At 63.9% G+C, this 17,337-nt stretch carries 15 protein-coding genes; 10 read left to right on the forward strand and 5 right to left on the reverse strand.

All coding sequences use genetic code 11. The annotated features are described in order from the left end of the window. The first annotated feature begins 142 nt into the window (after positions 1-142). From DEH80_RS05865 to DEH80_RS05880, 4 genes are all read left to right on the forward strand, one after another. On the forward strand, positions 143-874 hold the full coding sequence (locus DEH80_RS05865; RefSeq protein ID WP_109719560.1) for a DUF4197 domain-containing protein: 732 nt from the start codon (positions 143-145) through the stop codon (positions 872-874). A 12-nt stretch (positions 875-886) separates the two neighbouring features. Continuing rightward, on the forward strand, positions 887-1,759 hold the full coding sequence (gene ubiA / locus DEH80_RS05870) for a 4-hydroxybenzoate octaprenyltransferase (RefSeq protein WP_109719871.1): 873 nt from the start codon (positions 887-889) through the stop codon (positions 1,757-1,759). A 289-nt stretch (positions 1,760-2,048) separates the two neighbouring features. Continuing rightward, on the forward strand, positions 2,049-3,452 hold the full coding sequence (locus tag DEH80_RS05875) for a class I adenylate-forming enzyme family protein (RefSeq protein ID WP_109719561.1): 1,404 nt from the start codon (positions 2,049-2,051) through the stop codon (positions 3,450-3,452). Continuing rightward, positions 3,449-4,666: an acyl carrier protein gene (locus DEH80_RS05880; RefSeq protein ID WP_109719562.1), complete on the forward strand. Its 1,218-nt coding sequence runs from the start codon at positions 3,449-3,451 to the stop codon at positions 4,664-4,666. Before DEH80_RS05875 ends, DEH80_RS05880 begins: the two co-directional genes overlap by 4 nt. A 3-nt stretch (positions 4,667-4,669) precedes the next feature. On the opposite strand, the gene DEH80_RS05885 is transcribed toward DEH80_RS05880, so the two are convergent. From DEH80_RS05885 to DEH80_RS05900, 4 genes are all read right to left on the reverse strand, one after another. Beyond that, positions 4,670-5,425 (reverse strand): class I SAM-dependent methyltransferase, encoded by a 756-nt coding sequence (locus DEH80_RS05885; RefSeq protein WP_109719563.1) that lies wholly within the window; start codon positions 5,423-5,425, stop codon positions 4,670-4,672. Next, positions 5,415-6,179, reverse strand: a complete 765-nt coding sequence (locus tag DEH80_RS05890) for an iron-containing redox enzyme family protein (protein WP_109719564.1) — start codon at positions 6,177-6,179, stop codon at positions 5,415-5,417. Before DEH80_RS05890 ends, DEH80_RS05885 begins: the two co-directional genes overlap by 11 nt. Before the next feature lie 108 nt (positions 6,180-6,287). Continuing rightward, positions 6,288-7,634, reverse strand: a complete 1,347-nt coding sequence (locus tag DEH80_RS05895; protein ID WP_133249130.1) for a S8/S53 family peptidase — start codon at positions 7,632-7,634, stop codon at positions 6,288-6,290. A 435-nt stretch (positions 7,635-8,069) separates the two neighbouring features. Beyond that, on the reverse strand, positions 8,070-10,142 hold the full coding sequence (locus DEH80_RS05900; protein WP_207774495.1) for an alpha/beta hydrolase family protein: 2,073 nt from the start codon (positions 10,140-10,142) through the stop codon (positions 8,070-8,072). Between the two features lie 183 nt (positions 10,143-10,325). On the opposite strand from DEH80_RS05900, the gene DEH80_RS05905 reads away from it, so the two are divergent. Continuing rightward, positions 10,326-11,927 (forward strand): AbgT family transporter, encoded by a 1,602-nt coding sequence (locus DEH80_RS05905; protein WP_207774496.1) that lies wholly within the window; start codon positions 10,326-10,328, stop codon positions 11,925-11,927. A 67-nt stretch (positions 11,928-11,994) separates the two neighbouring features. Here DEH80_RS05905 and DEH80_RS17300 read toward each other — a convergent pair whose 3' ends face one another. Beyond that, positions 11,995-12,186 (reverse strand): phosphoribosyltransferase, encoded by a 192-nt coding sequence (locus DEH80_RS17300; protein WP_165831320.1) that lies wholly within the window; start codon positions 12,184-12,186, stop codon positions 11,995-11,997. A 605-nt stretch (positions 12,187-12,791) separates the two neighbouring features. On the opposite strand from DEH80_RS17300, the gene bioB reads away from it, so the two are divergent. From bioB to coxB, 5 genes are read left to right on the forward strand one after another with little or no spacing between them, the layout of a single operon-like run. Continuing rightward, positions 12,792-13,778, forward strand: a complete 987-nt coding sequence (gene bioB / locus DEH80_RS05915; RefSeq protein WP_109719568.1) for a biotin synthase BioB — start codon at positions 12,792-12,794, stop codon at positions 13,776-13,778. Then, entirely contained in the window at positions 13,763-14,920 is a 1,158-nt protein-coding gene (locus DEH80_RS05920; protein ID WP_109719569.1) for an aminotransferase class I/II-fold pyridoxal phosphate-dependent enzyme, read from the forward strand. Before bioB ends, DEH80_RS05920 begins: the two co-directional genes overlap by 16 nt. Beyond that, positions 14,913-15,689: a dethiobiotin synthase gene (gene bioD, locus DEH80_RS05925; RefSeq protein WP_207774497.1), complete on the forward strand. Its 777-nt coding sequence runs from the start codon at positions 14,913-14,915 to the stop codon at positions 15,687-15,689. The genes DEH80_RS05920 and bioD overlap by 8 nt, the downstream gene beginning before the upstream one ends. After that, the gene (locus DEH80_RS05930) at positions 15,574-16,161 is read left to right on the forward strand and encodes a DUF2244 domain-containing protein (protein ID WP_109719571.1); all 588 of its coding nucleotides are present in this window, start codon (positions 15,574-15,576) and stop codon (positions 16,159-16,161) included. Before bioD ends, DEH80_RS05930 begins: the two co-directional genes overlap by 116 nt. Then, the gene (coxB, locus tag DEH80_RS05935; RefSeq protein ID WP_109719572.1) at positions 16,158-17,336 is read left to right on the forward strand and encodes a cytochrome c oxidase subunit II; all 1,179 of its coding nucleotides are present in this window, start codon (positions 16,158-16,160) and stop codon (positions 17,334-17,336) included. Before DEH80_RS05930 ends, coxB begins: the two co-directional genes overlap by 4 nt. Position 17,337 lies beyond the last annotated feature (1 nt).

Consider the following 17,337-nt stretch of genomic DNA (forward strand, 5'->3'; position numbering starts at 1 on the left):
TGCAGACAGAAAGGCGCGCAATTCTAACGGTGTCGGCATCGGCGCGTACGATTTTGTTGCGTTGCGTCATGCCAAGCGGTTCTCGCCGCGTTCACCTGTTGCGGGGTAAGGTACGCCCGCTCCCCACAACCGAGGCTGGTCCATGCGCCTGATTTTCTGTCTTGTTCTTTCGTTGGTGGCCGGGACGGCCCAAGCAGGTTGGGCGGATTGGCTCAACGACCTGCTGGGCGGCGCTGATTCGGATGCTCCATCAGCGGCGGCTCCGCTAACGGCCGAGACGGCGGCCAAGGGCATTCGGGAGGCGCTGGCCGAGGGCACGCGGACAGCCGTGAACACCCTGGGCCAGACCAATGGCTTCTGGGGGAATGAGCAGGCGCGGATTCCACTGCCGCGCGGTGTTGAACGGCTGGGCGAAACGCTGACCAAGCTCGGTGCTGGCGATCTGGTCGACGAGTTTCACCTCACGCTGAATCGGGCGGCCGAGGCGGCGGTCCCCGAAGCGGCCGATTTGCTGGCCAGCGCCGTGCGACAAATGAGTGTGGCCGACGCCCTGGAGATCGTGCAGGGCACCGATGACGCGGCGACCCGTTACTTTCGAGCCAATGCTGGTGATGCGCTCTATCAAAAGCTGCATCCCATCGTGGTCAATGCCACACAACGTGTCGGCGTGACCCAGGACTACAAGGCCCTGGTGCAAAAGGCCGGGCCATTGATGGCCATGGCCGGGCAGGATGTGCCGGATTTAGATGATTACGTCACCTCGCAGGCGCTGGACGCCTTGTTCACCGAAATCGCGGCGGAGGAAAAGCGCATCCGCGACAATCCCGCGCAGCGGACAACCGACATTTTGCGAGAAGTCTTCGGTAGCAGCTAAACCTTTCCGATGATGCGTTTTGCCCGCCAAAAGCTGCTCGACTACGCCCTGCTCATGCGGCTGGATCGGCCCATCGGCATCTGGCTGCTGCTCTGGCCCACGCTGTGGGCCTTGTGGCTGGCGGCGGGCGGACCACCGGATCGCGATGTGCTGCTGATCTTTGTCGCCGGCGTGGTGTTGATGCGCTCTGCGGGCTGCATCATCAACGATGTGTCGGATCACGATATCGATCCGCATGTGCAGCGCACGGCCAATCGCCCCATCGCCGCCGGACGGGTGAGCCGGCGTGAGGGTGTCATGCTGTTTCTGCTGCTGGCGTTGGTGGCGTTTGCGCTGGTCTGGCAGACCAACTGGCTGACCATGCTGCTGTCTGTCCCTGCCGTGTTGATCGCCGCGTCCTACCCTTTGGCCAAGCGCTGGCATCACCTGCCCCAGGCGCATCTAGGCATTGCGTTCTCGTGGGGGATACCGATGGCCTTCGCGGCGCAAACCGGTACCGTGTCTTGGATCGCCTGGCCGCTGTTTCTGGCCAACCTGCTCTGGACCGTGGCCTACGACACCTTCTACGCCATGGCCGACCGCGAGGAAGACCTGAAAATTGGTGTGCGCTCCTCGGCGATTCTGTTCGGGCGGGCCGACCGGCTCGTGACCGGCCTGCTGCAGTTTGCCACGCTCTGGGTGTTGTTCATGCTAGGGCTGAGCCTGGATTACGGGCTGTTCTACAACCTGGGCTTGGCAGCGGCTGCGGCGATGGCGCTGCAACAGCAATGGCAGATTCGTCACCGCGAAGCGCCGGCCTGTTTTGCTGCCTTCCTGGCCAATCATCGCTTTGGCGCGGTGATTTTCGCGGGCTTGTTGCTGGAGACTTGGCCGGCAGCAGCCTAGCGCTGCATCTCGTAGTGGCTTGCGATAAAGCCCTGTTGGCGTACACGCTCGGATGCGCGCCAGCGCTGAACGGATCATTGCGCCAGCGACCGGTTCTGCCCAGAGCGCACGGTCGGCAGAACCCAGGCGACGGAGCGTCGATCCAGGGCCGGTTGAGCCCTCCGGCTGCTCGTGGATCGGTGCCCGAGGGCAGCCGCTTGTCCGTATTGGCTAGACTCATGCTGGGAGCGCGGTGCAGGGGAAGGGGCGTGCTGGAGTACGCGGTTCAAGCGATTGGGAGGCCGTTGCGATGACACGCGCGACGCATGGTTTGGTTGAACGCGTGTTGGAGGTCGCAGCGTCGGATCCCACAAGGCCGGCGCTGCTGTCGCTGGATCATGAGTGCTCGTATGGGGCGCTGGCCGAGCGGGTGGGTGCCTGCTGTCTGGCGCTGCGACATCGCGGGGTCCAGCCCGGGACGACCGTGGCGTTCCAGTGTGCCGACGAGTTTCCGCACCTGACGTTGAGTCTGGCCCTGATGGCGCTTGGGTGTCGACAGCTGGCGGTGGCGTCGCATGAGTCGGGACAGGCCGGGCAGTCGCTCGCCCTTCAAGCAGGTGCTTCGCTGTTCCTGCAGGACGGGGATGCCGTTGAACTGGCTGCTCACAACCCTGCCAGCCCCGCCTCGGGCGCACCGGCAAACGCCGGATGGCTTTATCTCAGCACATCCGGCACGACAGGACGGCCCAAGGTCGTGATGATGCAGGAGCAGGACCTGGTGGCCCAGGCACCTCGACACATCCTCGGGCCTCAGGAACGCTTTGCCTGCATGGCGTCGGTCGAGCACAACTTTGCCAAACGGCATCGGTTGTACTGCCTGGCGATGGGAGCGACCACGGTGTTCCTGCCGACGGATCGCAAACGGTTCGTGGACGCCTGTCTCTTACTTGGCGTGACCACACTGCATGTGTCCGTATTTCAGGCGCAGGAGCTATTGGGGCTCGATCAGGTGGCGCGGCTGCGCGGTATCCGGCTCAAGCTGGGCGGGTCTCATGCTTCACACGCCTTGCGCCAGGCATTGATCGAGCAGGTCACGCCCGCGCTCTACGCCGGATACGGGACCACAGAAACCGGCGCCATCGGTTTCGCCGAGCCCGACGAGCATGCATCCGCGTCGGTGGGCCGGCCGCTGCCGGGGCTGCAGGTGCAGATTGTGGATGCGCTGCGACAGCCCTTGCCGCAGGGCGAACGCGGTGAAGTTGCGGTCTGCGGTCAAGGCCTATTCCGGGGCTATCTGAACGAGCCGGAACTGACCCGACAGCAGTGCGAGGCCGGCTGGTTTTACACGGGCGATATCGGCGAACTCGATGCGAAGGGGCGTTTGACACTGAGCGGCCGCGCCGATGACATGTTTGTGTTCAACAGCATGAACATCTACCCGCAGGAGCTGGAAGCCGTGATTCGCGAGTTCCCGGGGGTGCAGGCTGCAGCGGTCTTTCCACGGCCTTCGGCAACGCATGGCGGGATTCCCGTTGCCCTTGTGGAGAGCGCAGACCCCGCACTGGACCTGAAAGCCTTGCGTCGGTTTGTTCAAGAGCGGGTTGGATTGCGATGCCCACGCCAGTTTTTGCGCGTTCATGACATTCCCCGGAACTCGGCCGGCAAGATTCGCCGAGAACGGTTATCGGTCATAGCTGGCGGCGGATCGCCATGAAGGTGCTGGCAATCCGGCAGACCATTGCCGAGGCGCTGGAATTCGCCAACGCACTCGAGCATGTCACCGCGCAGGATCTCGCGGCATTCGTGGCCGGCAGCCAGGCGTTGACCATCGAGCAGATCAGACTCGACAGTCTGGCCCGTATGGAACTGCTCATTGCGCTGGAGACGGAGCATGGGGTCGCGGTCACGCCCGCGGCGTTCGAGCGTTTCGAGAGTCTGGCCGCGCTGGCGGATGCCATCGCCACGGGAGCATTCGCAGCCGCGGCGTCGGTCTCGCCGGATGACCCGGCGCCATGGCGACAGGATCGGCGTCAGCCTCGCATCGCTCGACTCTATGAGCGACTGACCCGACACCCGCGGACGGCCAATCAGCTCAATCAGCTACATATTGCGCTGGAGAATCGGATCACCCCTGCGGAGCGCGATGGACTCTGGGCCGCGATGCGGTCTGCGGGCGCGGAGGCAGCGACCACTTGGCTGGAAGGCTTGTGCGAGCAAGCGGGTATTGCAGGCCAGGCGGCGACTGCTCCCGATTTCAGCCGGCAGTCACTTGGATGGGGGCTACGGCTTTATCAGGGGGGCGGAGACCCGGCCGACAAGGTGCTGATACTCGCATTCTCGACGCGGGGCGAGCGGCTGATGATGCCGATGCCGAGCCTGCTGCAACAGCTCGACAGCCAGCGCTTTGACCTGTTGCTGGTGCCGGACCGGAGCCGTTCGAGCTATGAGCGGGGATTGCCGCCGCTGGCCGAGTCCACGCAAACCCTGATTGAGTACTTGGCGCGTCTGCCGGTGTTGAAGGCTTATGGGTCGGTGCGATCAATGGGGTCTAGCGGAGGTGGATACGCCGCCCTGCTGGCGGCCGCGACCTTGGGCTTGGAGATGGGGGTTAGTTTCGCTGGCCGGTTTCCGGCCGGGCGTCACTGGCTCCGTTTGCAGCGTGTCTGGGCACTACGCCAGGCGCGCAGCCGATCCGGCGGAGCCCCGTTGCTCGCGGTATTCGGCGGCCCCAAGACGCGCGATCGCAAGTTTGCTCAGGCTTTCGTACGGGGTGTCGGTGCGCGGTCGCTTGCAATCGACTACGTGGAGGGCGAGGCAGGCCATCTCATCCTGGCCGAGGTGCTGGAGCGCGGTCATCTCGAAACGCTGATCGGGCAGACAATCTGCGCTGAGGCGAGCGCCCACTGGCCGGAGGCACTGCGGTTATAGCCGTCAGCGCTTGCGGATCCGCACGGCCAGATGAAGCGGGATGTCCTGCACGGGGCCGAAGAAATCCGAGTCTAGTGCCATGTGCTCCTGGCGCACACCAAGTTCTCGAATCTCCGGCAGGCAAGAGAAGCCCGCCTGACCGAGGGCCTCGAAATAGTGGCTCAAGGTCTTGTGGACCATTTGCACCGGGAGCCGGGTGCCATCGCGGCGCCAAATTTCACCCTGAAACTGGCGATCGGTCCCGGAGAAGTAGCCGGCATCCAGCGTGTCGAAATAAAACGGGGCCGCGTGCTGCGTGCGAATAAAGCCCAGTGCTGGGTGGGGGACCGAAAATACAAACGCGCCACCGTCGCGGAGTACGCGGTAGACCTCGGCAAATGAGGCTTGCATCTGCTCCGCCGTCAGGTAGTTGTACAAGAACACCGCAGTGACCAGGTCGAAGCCGGCACTGGGCACGCCGGTTAGCGCCACGGCATTGCCTTGTCGATACCGGATGCCTTGCCCGAGGCTGGCTTCCTGCTGCCGCGCGATGTCGACCATTTCGGCCGAGAGTTCGATGCCTAGCATGGAGCCAGCGCCACGTCGCATCAGTTCCCGGCTGCAGTAGCCTTCGCCGCAGCCCAGGTCCAGTACGTCCAGTGCCGTGACGTCTCCACAAAGCTCGAAGACTGCAGGGCGCCCGGTGAAATCCGACAAGCTGGATGGCTTGTTTCGCGCCCACTTGGCGGCGTTGTCATCGTACAGCGACCTAGTGTCCATGCTGGGTATCCTCGCCGATTTGCGCCCGCGCCAGCATCACGTCCCAGAACGCGACGCGCAGATTCAATGAAGAGAACACCCCAAAGCGGACGGCCTCCCGGACGTTGGGGGTGTCACTCAGTTCCTCGGTGATGGCGATCAGGTCCTGGGCGTGCTCGTCATCGCAGTCGATGTGCAGGGAAAAGAAAACATGGTGCTCTTCCGGAATCGTCGTGTGTTCTCTGATCCCCCGCAGAATGTAGCGATAAATGTCAGAAACGAGGAGTTCCGTGGCCAGGCCGATCGCGCCAAGTCCTACGCCTAACTGACTGGACTGACACTTTTGCAGAAACAGGTCGCGCCACACGCTGACGGTCGTCGTTGGCACGAACTGCGCCTCATCAGCAGCACTGACGCCAGTGGCGCGCCGGAATCGATCGAACAACACGGCGTGTGGCGTGTGCTGGCCGTCGACACCCGTCAACCCCTGCTCTTCCTGGAGGTTCTCCGTCAGGACATCGCGATGCCTTCGTTGTGGCAACGAATTGATCACGCCCTGCAAATAGCTGGTGAAGCCGGCGCTGTAGACGGCGTACTGCTGGGCAAAATCACGAACGGCAAAGGCCATGGACGGAAAATCGCCCGCCGCGAAGCGCTCTAGATACTCATGCCGCACCGCGACATGGGCCTTGGCCTCGTGGCGCAACGCAGCCACAAATTCGTTGGGAGAACCCCGATAAAGCAATTCGCGTGATGGAACCGATGGGCCGGCCATCCTGAGCTCCCCTGACGCAAGCCGAGCGGACAGTCTACAAGTTGGAGGCAGGCGAAATCGGCTGCAGTGCGTCCAGTCTCCGGTCAGGCCGCGACCGGGCGAAGCAGATCAGTCCGCGCTTGCCTGGCGCTCATCACAAAACCGGTACGGGTTCGGGGCGGGCACGACTTCTCCCGTTGCCTGTCCGCGCAGGTCGCCGTACGCCTGCCGGCGGCGCATCTGCTGCGCCATATAGTCGCAATAACCCGGGTCCTTGCTGCGTGTGGGTGACCCAAAACCAAGATGGGCCAGCGTTTCGTCCACCACGCCCTTGCTAGGTTCGGTGGTCAGGTGCCCCCACGCCAGTTGCAGCCAGGGTGCGACGGGATTGATCGGTAGTGCGCTGATAGGAAGAAAGTCGATTTCGGGTTCCGGGGCGACATAATCATCCGGGTCGTAATCCACGAATGCGGCTTCTTCCAGCGCGCGGCGCAGGTCCCAGTTGGTGATGCGCAGGTCACCCGCCACGACCATTGCGGGTGCATCGTCTCCAGCGCCCAGGTCGATTCCGCCGCGGTGGCCTACCTGGCGGCGGGCTTCGAGCAGCACTTTAGAGGCCAGGCCCGTGGCATGTGGTGTTGAAATACTCGTGCCGCCGATGGGCACCAATTCCGATTCGCAGTCGTTACAGAACGGCAGGGTGTCGGTGAATCCTGCGATGAAGTCCGGTAGCAGGGCGCCTGTGGACGACTGACCGTTGGCGGCTTCGTCGATGCCAGAGACGCCGATGGTCCACCAGCTGCCGGGACCACCCTGGTATTCCACCGGCACCAGGAAGTTGCCCGCAGCCTGGAACATCAGCTTGCCCAGCTCGACCACCGCCCGGTAGGCCCCCGTCTCGGTAATGGGCAGCCCCAGGTTGTAGCTGAAGGCCATCATATCGACTGCCGGGTGTTCCAGCGCGTAGGTCATTTCATGCGGCTCGGGCTCTGCGCAGGATTCCACGAATAGAATCACCGCTTCCGGATTGGCTTTGAGCACCGAGGCGCTGACGCCCGTGCCGTGTGGGCTCTTGTCCACGTCCGGTTGCAGCGGAACAAACGGTTCTTCACAAAAGGACACAGCCACCACATTGGTGCCTGTGAACCAGTACGGCGTGCCGTGTTCGACGCGGTCCCAGAACGCCGCATCAGCGACCTTGTCGGCGTCGATGTCACCGCTGCGGGTCAGGGTGACATGGTTGTCGGACGCGACGCCGAGTTCCATCAGGACCGCCGGGGTCACACTCGATGGCGCGACACCCGGGTAGATGCTGCTGTCGGCGTAGAAAAAGTCGTGGTAGAGGTTGATGGATGTGTCCACCACGGTGACAACCACGCGGGCGGGCTCGCCCGAGTCAGCGTCTTGTTCGCTGCAGGCAGACAGGATGAGGCCACAGGCAATGGCCAGCAGCGTGCGGAACGTTGAGTCGATCACGGTGAACCCCAAAAAAGAATCGTGCGTCGTCGGGCGTTGACCCAGTAGCAGGAAGTGATCCGGCAAAGGGCGGCCGCAGACAGGTTGCGGTGTCTATGTTTTTTATTGGATGCGCCTGCCCCGCTGGGGATCGTGGCCGACGCCTGGTCATTATGGCTGCCGAATGGCGGGGCGTCGACGGTTGGTGACGAGCCTTCATAGTGCGCATGCGGATTATTCGGCTCGCGGAAGGCCACTTTGCAGCGCTGCGCATGAGCAGCGAACCGTGTGCCCCGCGCGCATCACCCGAATCTGTCGGCATTCGGGTTACAACGCGCATCCATTGGGCCAGGCGATGAATGCCTTCAGGCTTGTTCCGCAAAACACGGCTGCCTGAGTTCGCAGTCGGGCCCAGCAATATCCAGCGCCGTGTCGCGTGTCAGGGCTTCCTGAATGTCAGGGCGCTTCGGCCGTCTCAGGCTGGGTGTCGTAACGGCTAAACCACCCCATGATGTTGTCGGTCTTGGCGATGAGCCGGCTGGGTCGGCTGGCGATGGAGTGGGGGGCTTCGGGAATGCGAATCAGCGCGGTATCAATTTTTCTGAACTTAAGCGCGGTGTAGAACTGTTCCGCCTCCCAGGTCGGGGTGCGCCAGTCCTGCTCGCCAACCATGACCAGCGTCGGGGTGGAGACGTTGCCGACCAGGCTGATGGGGGATCGCTCAAAGTAGGCTTGCGGGTTCTCCCAGGGGTCTTCCCGGATCCAGTGCCGCCACACATAGGCTGCGATATCGCCTGTGAGGGCCTCGGTGAACCAGTTGATCACGGGCTTGATGGTGGCGGCGGCCGCAAAGCGGTCGGTCTTGCCGACGATCCAGGCCGTGAGTACGCCGCCGCCCGAGCCGCCGGTGACAAACAGGCGCTGGGGATCGACATAGTTTTTTGCGATTACGGCGTCGACCACGCTCATCAAGTCGTCGTAGTCATACCCCGGATAAGCGCGGTCGATAGCCTGGGCGAAGGCCTCGCCGTAGCCGGTGGAGCCGCGCGGATTGGCCCAGACGGTGACGTAGCCTTCGGCCGCGTAGCGTTGGATCTCGGCCGCGAACGTCGGCCCGTACATGGTGTGGGGGCCACCGTGAATCTCCAGCAGCAGCGGGAAGCTGCCATCGGGTTTGAAGTCCGGCGGCCGCGCGATCCAGGCCTCGATGGTCTGGCCGTCGTGGTTGGACTCGACCTGGATCTCCTCGACGGTGGCCAGGTCCAGATACGGCAGTACATCGGCATTGAGGGCCGTCAAGGTACGGGTTTGGGTCCGCGGTCCGGTGACCGCAACATCGGCTGGCTTGTCGGGTGAAGCGACGGTGTAGGCGATGACGGGGCGGCCCGCTGTGGTCACGGAGAAGTCGCCACTGGCATAGGGGCGGCCAATGGAGGTGCCGCCCAGGTCATCGGCCACGACCTTGACCCGGCCGCGCAAGGAGATGTTCAGCAGCTCGATATGGCCGGCATTCTCTGCTTGCACGTAGAGGCTGCGGCCATCGGGCGCCCAGACGGTTTTGCCCATGGCCAGATCCAGGCCTGTCTTGAGTTCGCGCTGGTTGCTGCCGTCAGCGTCCATCAGGTACAGGCGATTCTGCTGGTAGGTCAGAACCGCGTCGTCAAAGCCTCGAAAGGCAATGGTCTGACCGTCGGGCGAGACGACGGGGGCAAAGTCGGGGCCATCGCGATCGGTGAACGCCGTGAGGCTGCCGTCGGCCAGGCGCAGGCGGTATAGCTCGCTCTCAATTGGATCCAGGTCGCGGTCCTCGGCCAGGTTGCCGCTGACGATGAGTGTTTCGTTGTCCAGCCAGGCCGGTTCGCCCAGGTCGGCTTGGCCGTGCGTCAGCTGACGCGGCGAACCGCCTTCGGCGGAGAGTACGAAAATCTGGTCCACACCCTCGTCGAGATAACCCTGGCCGTCGAAGCGGAAAGTCAGATCGTCGAATACGCGTACGGGCTGATTCCAATCGGCGCCCTCCGGTGCCTTGGGCGGCTTAGCAAAGCTTGGCGGCTCGCCGGGGACGAACAACGCAAAGGCGATGTGCTGGCCATCCGGGGACCACACGGGGCTTTGGGGTGCGCGCTCGAACTGGGCCAGCGAAAAACTTCGGCCGCTGTCCAGGTACAGCACGCGTAGTTCAGGCTTGCCGTCTGCGCTGCTGCGATAGAGCAGACGCTCGCCGTCCGGCGACCAGGCCGGGCTGCTGGCGGAGGCGCCGCCGGTGACCAGGGGACGGTGCGCGCCGCTGTCGAGGTCGATGATCCAGAGATCGCCGCGGTTTTGGTCGGCGCGTCGGTCCATGGAATGGCGCACATAGACGATGGAGTCGCCATCCGGTGAAATGCGTGGCGCGGCGGCGTACTCGATGTCGAAGACGCGCTCTGCGGTGAAGCGATTCAGGGCGGAGGCGGGTTCGTCGGCGGCACTGGCCAGCGGGGGCAGGCCGATGAGCAGCAAGGCGGCCACGACGTGAAATGCTCGATGCACGGAGAGTCTCTTCGCAAGGTTTGTCCCGGACTCTACCGCCTTCGCTGCGGGCCTGCGTGGCCGCGTGTCGCCGTTGCGAGGGTGGGTGCTGCTGCGGCGTCCGGGTCACCGACGCTTGCCGTCGCCGGTCAATTCCGCTCTGATGCCCCCATCGCAGGTGATTTAACAACAAGGGGCATGCGGGTGAGTCAGACCAAGACCGCAATGAATCAAAAGGGGTTTCTGGGGTTCGTGGAACGTGTGGGCAATGGCCTGCCCGACCCGGTTTTTATCTTCTTTTATCTAATCCTGATCCTGGTCGGGGTTTCCATCGTCTGTGCGCTGGCCGGGGTGACAGCGCCGCATCCGACGCTCACCACCGCCGACGGCAGTCCGCTGCTGTTGCAGGCACAAAGCCTGTTATCGGCCGAGAACATCCAGAAGCTCTGGGTGGAGATGCCGAAGACCTTCACCCACTTTCATCCGCTGGGCTACGTGCTGGTGGTGATGCTGGGTGCGGGTGTGGCCGAGCGCTCGGGGCTGTTTGCCAGCGGCATCCGGCAGGCTGTTCGCAATGCGCCCAAGGGCTTGTTGACGCCTGTGGTGGCGCTGGTTGCGATGTTGTCCAACCACGCGGCCGACGCCGGCTATGTGGTGATGATTCCGCTGGCAGCCATTATTTTCGCTGCGGCGGGGCGTCATCCCATGGCCGGTATCGCTGCGGCCTTCGCCGGTGTGTCGGGTGGCTTTTCGGCGAATATCTCTCCGGGGCAGCTCGATGCGTTGCTGTTCGGGATCACGGAGGCCGCCATGGACGCCTCACAGATCGACGCCGGGTGGTCGATGAACATCGCGGGCAACTGGTATTTCATTACCGCTTTGCTGGTGATTTATCTGCCGGTGATCTGGTGGGTGACCGACAAGGTGATCGAGCCCCGGCTGGGCGAGTGGACGCCCGCCGGCGACCAGGCGGCGGCCTATGGAGACGAGAGCGCACCGCTCACCGATGACGAGCGCAAGGGCCTGCGCTGGGCCGGCTATGCGATTCTGGGTGTCTGCCTGGTCTGGGCGCTGATGACATTCGGGCCCGGTACGCCGTTGCTGAACGATGAGGCCGCGGTGGACGGCCAGCCCTGGTATGTCACGGCGACGCCGTTCTTCCGGTCGCTGGTGGCGGGCTTTCTGGTGTTGTTCCTGGCCGCCGGCTGGGCCTATGGCGCGGCTGCCGGGACTATCAAGACCCATCGCGATCTGGTCGACATGATGTCCGAGGCGATGAAGGACATGGGGTACTACCTGGTGTTGGCCTTCGCAGCCGCGCATTTCGTGGCCATGTTTAACTGGTCAAACCTGGGCCTGATTACGGCGGTGCACGGTGCCGGGGCCATCGAATCCAGTGGGCTGCCGTTGCCGATCGCCCTGGGGTTGATCGTCATCTTCGCCGCCTTCCTGAACCTGTTCGTCGGGTCGGCCAGCGCCAAGTGGGCGCTGCTGGCGCCGGTGCTCGTGCCGATGCTGCTGCTGCTAGGCATCAGCCCGGAGGGTGCGACCGCAACCTACCGGGTCGGTGATGCAGCCACCAACATCATCTCGCCGCTAATGGTGTACTTCCCGCTGGTGCTGATTTTCGCCCAGCGTTGGCAAAAGGATTTCGGCATCGGCTCGCTGACCGCAATGATGATCCCGTATTCCATCTGGATGCTGATCACCGGTGTGCTGCTGGTCATGGGCTGGATTCTGTTCGGCTTGCCGCTGGGGCCGGGCGCGCCCATTGGCTTTGATCTGGGTGCGGTCACCGGCGGGTAGGCGCGGGGCCTGCCCGCGACCGGTAGCGCGTACCGACCTTGGTGGACGGCGATCCCGGTTGGTGGCGTCACTTGGACGCAGTGGTTGAGCTGTTTGCGTTCTGATCGCTGTCCGCATGAGGAGTCCGTGCGGCGGCAATGACCACCACATCCGCTGCGCCGGCTTGGTGCAGCGCATGGGCCAGGCTTGATGTGGTTGCCCCGGTGGTCACGACGTCATCGATCACGAACACTCGGGCGCCTTCGACGGTTTGATTCAAGGCAAACGCATTCCGCAAATTACGACGCCTGGCGGCGGCGTCGAGTCGGGTTTGCGCCGCGGTGGATCGGACACGCCTGACCCCATCTGGCACCAGGGTCCAGCCGCGGCGTCTGCACAGGGGGCGAGCAATTTCCAGCGCTTGGTTAAAGCCGCGTTCGCGGGTGCGCGCGGCATGGAGCGGGACGGGTATCGCAAGGTCCGGCGACCCGATGTCGGGCAAGGTTCGATGCAGCCAATCGGCGAGGCGGCGCCCCGCAGAGATGTCCTGCCGAAATTTTAGAGCCTGGATCGCGGTCGAGACCGGTGGGGCGTACAGCAATGGCGCCAGCACCCGATCAAACGCCGGCATCTGTGTCAGGCAATGAGCGCAGAACACCGGGCCTGACGGCGGGGTTGGAAAGGGCTCGGCGCAGCGGATACAGCCCCAGCGGTTCAGCGGTAGGTCGGCGAGACAGGCCGCGCATAGCGGCCCGGTGCTGCTGGGCCCCCGGCAAGTCTCACAACGGCGAAGCAGGGCGCCCGTCAACCTGCCTAGGCTGCGCAGGTTGACAGCATCCCATCTCGTCGCGAGCCTAGGCCGTCTCATTGGAGGAGTACCGCGACATGACGACCCTGCGTCACGACTGGACCGCCGACGAAGTCCATGCCTTGTTCGACCTGCCGTTTGCCGATCTCATGCATCGGGCGCAGACCGTTCACCGCGAGCATTTCGATGCCAACGCGGTGCAGCTGTCGACCTTGTTGTCGATCAAGACCGGGGCCTGTCCGGAGGATTGCAAGTACTGCCCGCAAAGCGTGCGCTACAACACCGGCCTCAAGACCGAAGCACTGATGGCGGTGGAGCAGGTTGAGCAGGCAGCGCGCACGGCCAAGGAAGCCGGCGCGACGCGATTCTGCATGGGCGCGGCCTGGCGCAGCCCCAAGGACCGCGATGTCGATACGCTGATCCAGATGATCGAAGCCGTGCGCAGCCAGGGGCTGGAAACCTGCATGACGCTCGGCATGTTGAGCGAATCCCAGGCTGAACGCCTGGCCGATGCCGGGCTGGATTACTACAACCACAATCTCGATACCTCCGAGGAACACTACGGGGAGATCATCGGCACCCGGACATACGATGACCGGTTGGAAACCCTGGAGAACGTGCGCAAGTCCGGCATGAAAGTGTGCTGCGGAGGCATCGTCGGGTTGGGCGAAACCCGACAGGATCGGGTGGGCCTGCTGCGTACGCTGGCGAATCTGGAGACCCATCCGGAATCGGTCCCCATCAATCAGCTGGTGGCCGTGCCCGGTACACCAATGGCCGATGCTGATCCGGTGGACCCCTTCGAATTTGTCCGCACGATTGCGGTGGCGCGCATCCTGATGCCGAGCTCGCATGTCCGCCTATCGGCCGGGCGCGAGTCGATGGATGATGCGCTGCAGGCCTTGTGCTTCCTCGCGGGCGCGAACTCGATTTTCTACGGCGAGCAATTGCTTACCACGGGCAATCCGGTCACCGACCGGGACCGTGCCCTCTTTGAACGCTTGGGTATCGAGCCGGAAGGGGCGCAGGCCGTGGAGCAGCGTCGGTCATGTCAGGCCGCCTGAATCACCGGGTCCGCGAGGCGCTCACGGCACTGCATCAGCGGGATCGCCATCGCCGGCGTCGGGTCATCGAGCCGGTCGGTCCGGGTTTGTCGCGCGTCGATGGACAGGTCTGCGTCAATTTCTGCAGCAACGACTACCTGGGGCTGGCCCAGGATCCGCGTCTGCAGGCGACCTGCGGCGCTGCCGGTTCTGGCGCCTCGGCGCTGGTGACTGGCTACAGTCCCGCTCACGCCGAGTTGGAGGCCGCGCTCGCCAACTGGCTGGGGCGCGACCGGGTCTTGCTGTTCCCGAGCGGGTTCTCCGCCAATGTCGGCTGTCTGGATGCCCTGTTGCGTCGCGGTGATCAGGCGGTTTGCGATGCCCTTAATCACGCGTCGCTGATTGACGGCGTGCGCCTGTCCGGCGCGACCAAGGCGATCTATCCGCATGCCGACGTGCAGGGCGCAGAGGCGCAGCTCAAAACGGCCCCTGAGGCCGTGAGCGCCCTCGTCACCGACAGCGTGTTCTCGATGGACGGGGATGTCGCGCCGCTGGAGGCTTTGGCCACGCTGGCACGGAGCCGGGACGCGCTGCTGTATGTGGATGATGCCCACGGTTTGGGCGTGCTAGGCGATGACGGCGCCGGCGTGGCCGCGCAGCATGGTCAGGACAGCATCCCGATGCTCATCGGCACTCTTGGCAAGTCGCTGGGGGCGGCGGGTGCTTTTGTGGCGGGCCCGGCGGAGTTGATCGACTACCTGGAGAATCGTGCGCGGACGCAGATCTACTCGACCGCCTGCCCGCCAGTGGCCGCGCAGGCGGCGCTGTCCGCGCTGCATATCGCCCGGGTCGAACCCTGGCGGCGCGAGCGCATTCGCGAGCTGATCACGCATTTGCATCAGTCACTGGCGGCAGCGGGGCTCCCCGTTCCGCAATCGCAGACTGCCATCCAGCCGATTGTGCTGGGTACGGACGCCAGTGCGCTGCGGGCCTCGCAGGATTTACAGGCGCGCGGATATCTCGTAACAGCGATTCGGCCACCCACCGTGCCCGAAGGCTCGGCGCGGCTGCGGATCACGTTGACGGCGGCTCACTCGAAGTCACAGGTCAGTGGCTTGGTGGAGGCGCTGGCCGATTCGCTGCTGGAGTCGCGCGTTGCCTGAGCCAATGGCGCTGCCCGGCGTTTTCATCACGGGCACCGATACCGAGATCGGCAAGACGGCGGTGACGGCCGCGTTGCTTCGCGATTACGCGGCGCGCGGTGTGGATGCGGTGGGCATGAAGCCGATTGCGGCTGGCGCCGACGAGACACCCGACGGTTGGCGCAACGAAGACGCGCTGGCCCTGCAGGCCGCATCGATGCCTGGCGTCGCCTACGAAGACATCAACCCCTGGTGTCTGCCACTGCCCATTGCGCCGGAGTTTGCCGCTCGCAGTGCGGGGGTGACCTTGAGCTGGCCACCGGTGCGCGATGCCTATGCTCGGTTGCGTGCCGGCGCGCAGCGGGTGTTAGTGGAAGGAGCGGGCGGTTGGCGATTACCGCTGAGCGCCGGTGCGGAGATGCCCGATTGGGTGGAGGCTGCGGGCTGGCCCGTCGTGCTCGTCGTCGGCATGCGTCTCGGCTGTCTCAATCACGCATTGCTCAGCGCGGAGTCGATTGCTCGTCGTGCGCCGTTGCTCGGGTGGATTGCCAATACACTGCCGCCCGTCCAACGCCGTCTGGAAGAGAATCTGGACTGTCTTCGGGCGCGAATGCCCGTGCCCTGCCTGGGTCAGCTGGGTTGCGGGCAGCAACGTCTGGCAACGAATTTGCTGGATGACGCCTTGTTCTGCTTTGCGCGGGAATCGTCGCATCGCATACAATCTGCGGCCGATTCGATGGAGCGCATCTGTCCGGAACCGCGCCGTGGAACCCTCCCCGAATCCATCTGAAACCCGATTCGTCATTCGTCCAAACGGATCCTTGAGCTGGGGACAGGCCATGACGTTCATGGTGTTCATCAGCACGGTTTCGCTGGGTATCGGATTGGCATTCGCATGGATGGGTTTTTGGGTCATCCTGCCGTTTGCCGGGCTGGAGTTGCTGGCGCTGGGCGCGGGTTTGTATGTCAGCCTGCGTGGGAATGATTACCGAGAGGTCGTCACGGTGTCCCAGGGGCGCGTCACCATCGAGTACGGACGAGTCGGCGATCCGGAGCGGATCGTCAGGGAATTTGCGCGCGCTTGGGCGCGCATTCGGCTGGAACCGCCGCAGGGCAAGACGGGACATGCCCGCTTACTGGTCGGTGCCAGCGGACAGTTTGTGGAACTGGGTCGTTGCCTGACCGACGCTGAGAAGCGCCGTTTGGGCCAGCGCCTGCAAAACGTACTGGCGACGCCGGTCGCTACGTGGAGAAGCGAATGAAACGAGCAGTTTGCGCGAGCCTTCTGGGTCTATTGCCCGGGTCAGCTCTGGCCTTGCAATGGAATATGCCGGAGGGCGTCACGGAAATCAGTCGCGAAGTCTATGGGCTTCACATGCTGATCTTCGGGATTTGCGTGGTCATCGGTATTGGCGTCTTCGGCGTCATGTTCTATTCCGTGTTCAAGCACCGGAAGAGTCTCGGTGCCAAGCCGGCCAATTTCCACGAAAGCACGACGGTCGAGATTGTCTGGACGCTCATCCCCTTCCTGATCCTGATCGGCATGGCGATTCCTGCTGCCGGGACACTGATCAAGATGGAAGATGCATCCAACGCCGAGATGACGGTCAAGATCACCGGCTATCAGTGGATGTGGGAGTACGAGTATCTCGATTCCGGCATCCACTTCTACTCGCGGCTGGATGCTGATTCAGACCGCGCGCGCCAGACCGGCGCCGGGGTGGATGTCTCTGCCGTGGACAACTACCTCTTGGAGGTGGACAACCGCGTCGTGCTGCCGGTGGGCAAGAAGATTCGCTTCCTGTTGACCGCGAACGACGTGCTGCATGCTTGGTGGGTGCCCGACCTGGCCGTCAAGAAGGATGCCGTGCCGGGTTTCGTGCGTGAGATGTGGACCAAGATCGACGAGCCGGGTGTTTACCGCGGTCAATGCGCCGAGTTGTGTGGCCGTGACCACGGTTTCATGCCCATCGTTGTCGAAGCGCTGCCGCAGGACGAGTATGACCAGTGGGTCGCAGCTCAAACCGGTGGTGCCACCACTGACGTGCCGGCTGACTCTGCAGCTGCCACGGCCGAGCCAACCGAGGTTGCAATGGCCGATGCGGCCGCTGCCGAGGCGGATGCGGAGCCCGCCGGTGATCTGAGCCAGGATGCGCTCATGACGGCCGGTGAGAAGGTCTACAAGAGCAACTGCACCGTCTGCCACAAGGATGCGGGCACCGGCATGCCGCCGGCCTTCCCGTCGTTGGTCGGCAGTCCCGTGGTGACCGGGGATCCGGCGACCCAGATTGCCCAGATCATCAGTGGTAAGAACGCCATGCCGCCTTTCGGGCACCTGTCCGATCAGGATATCGCGGCGGTCGTGACCTATACGCGTAACTCCTGGGGCAACGACACCGGTGTCGTTCAGCCCGCCGACGTCGCTGCCCAGCGCTAAG

The organism is Abyssibacter profundi, assembly GCF_003151135.1.
Classification (GTDB): Bacteria; Pseudomonadota; Gammaproteobacteria; order Nevskiales; family OUC007; genus Abyssibacter; species Abyssibacter profundi.

What these genes read in the sequence shown, in the direction of transcription:
- DEH80_RS05865 (WP_109719560.1), top strand. Translation starts at nt 143, where the DNA reads ATGCGCCTGATTTTCTGTCTTGTTCTTTCGTTGGTGGCCGGGACGGCC.
- ubiA (WP_109719871.1), top strand. Translation starts at nt 887, where the DNA reads ATGCGTTTTGCCCGCCAAAAGCTGCTCGACTACGCCCTGCTCATGCGG.
- DEH80_RS05875 (WP_109719561.1), top strand. Translation starts at nt 2,049, where the DNA reads ATGACACGCGCGACGCATGGTTTGGTTGAACGCGTGTTGGAGGTCGCA.
- DEH80_RS05880 (WP_109719562.1), top strand. Translation starts at nt 3,449, where the DNA reads ATGAAGGTGCTGGCAATCCGGCAGACCATTGCCGAGGCGCTGGAATTC.
- DEH80_RS05885 (WP_109719563.1), bottom strand. Translation starts at nt 5,425, where the DNA reads ATGGACACTAGGTCGCTGTACGATGACAACGCCGCCAAGTGGGCGCGA.
- DEH80_RS05890 (WP_109719564.1), bottom strand. Translation starts at nt 6,179, where the DNA reads ATGGCCGGCCCATCGGTTCCATCACGCGAATTGCTTTATCGGGGTTCT.
- bioB (WP_109719568.1), top strand. Translation starts at nt 12,792, where the DNA reads ATGACGACCCTGCGTCACGACTGGACCGCCGACGAAGTCCATGCCTTG.
- DEH80_RS05920 (WP_109719569.1), top strand. Translation starts at nt 13,763, where the DNA reads ATGTCAGGCCGCCTGAATCACCGGGTCCGCGAGGCGCTCACGGCACTG.
- DEH80_RS05930 (WP_109719571.1), top strand. Translation starts at nt 15,574, where the DNA reads ATGACGCCTTGTTCTGCTTTGCGCGGGAATCGTCGCATCGCATACAAT.
- coxB (WP_109719572.1), top strand. Translation starts at nt 16,158, where the DNA reads ATGAAACGAGCAGTTTGCGCGAGCCTTCTGGGTCTATTGCCCGGGTCA.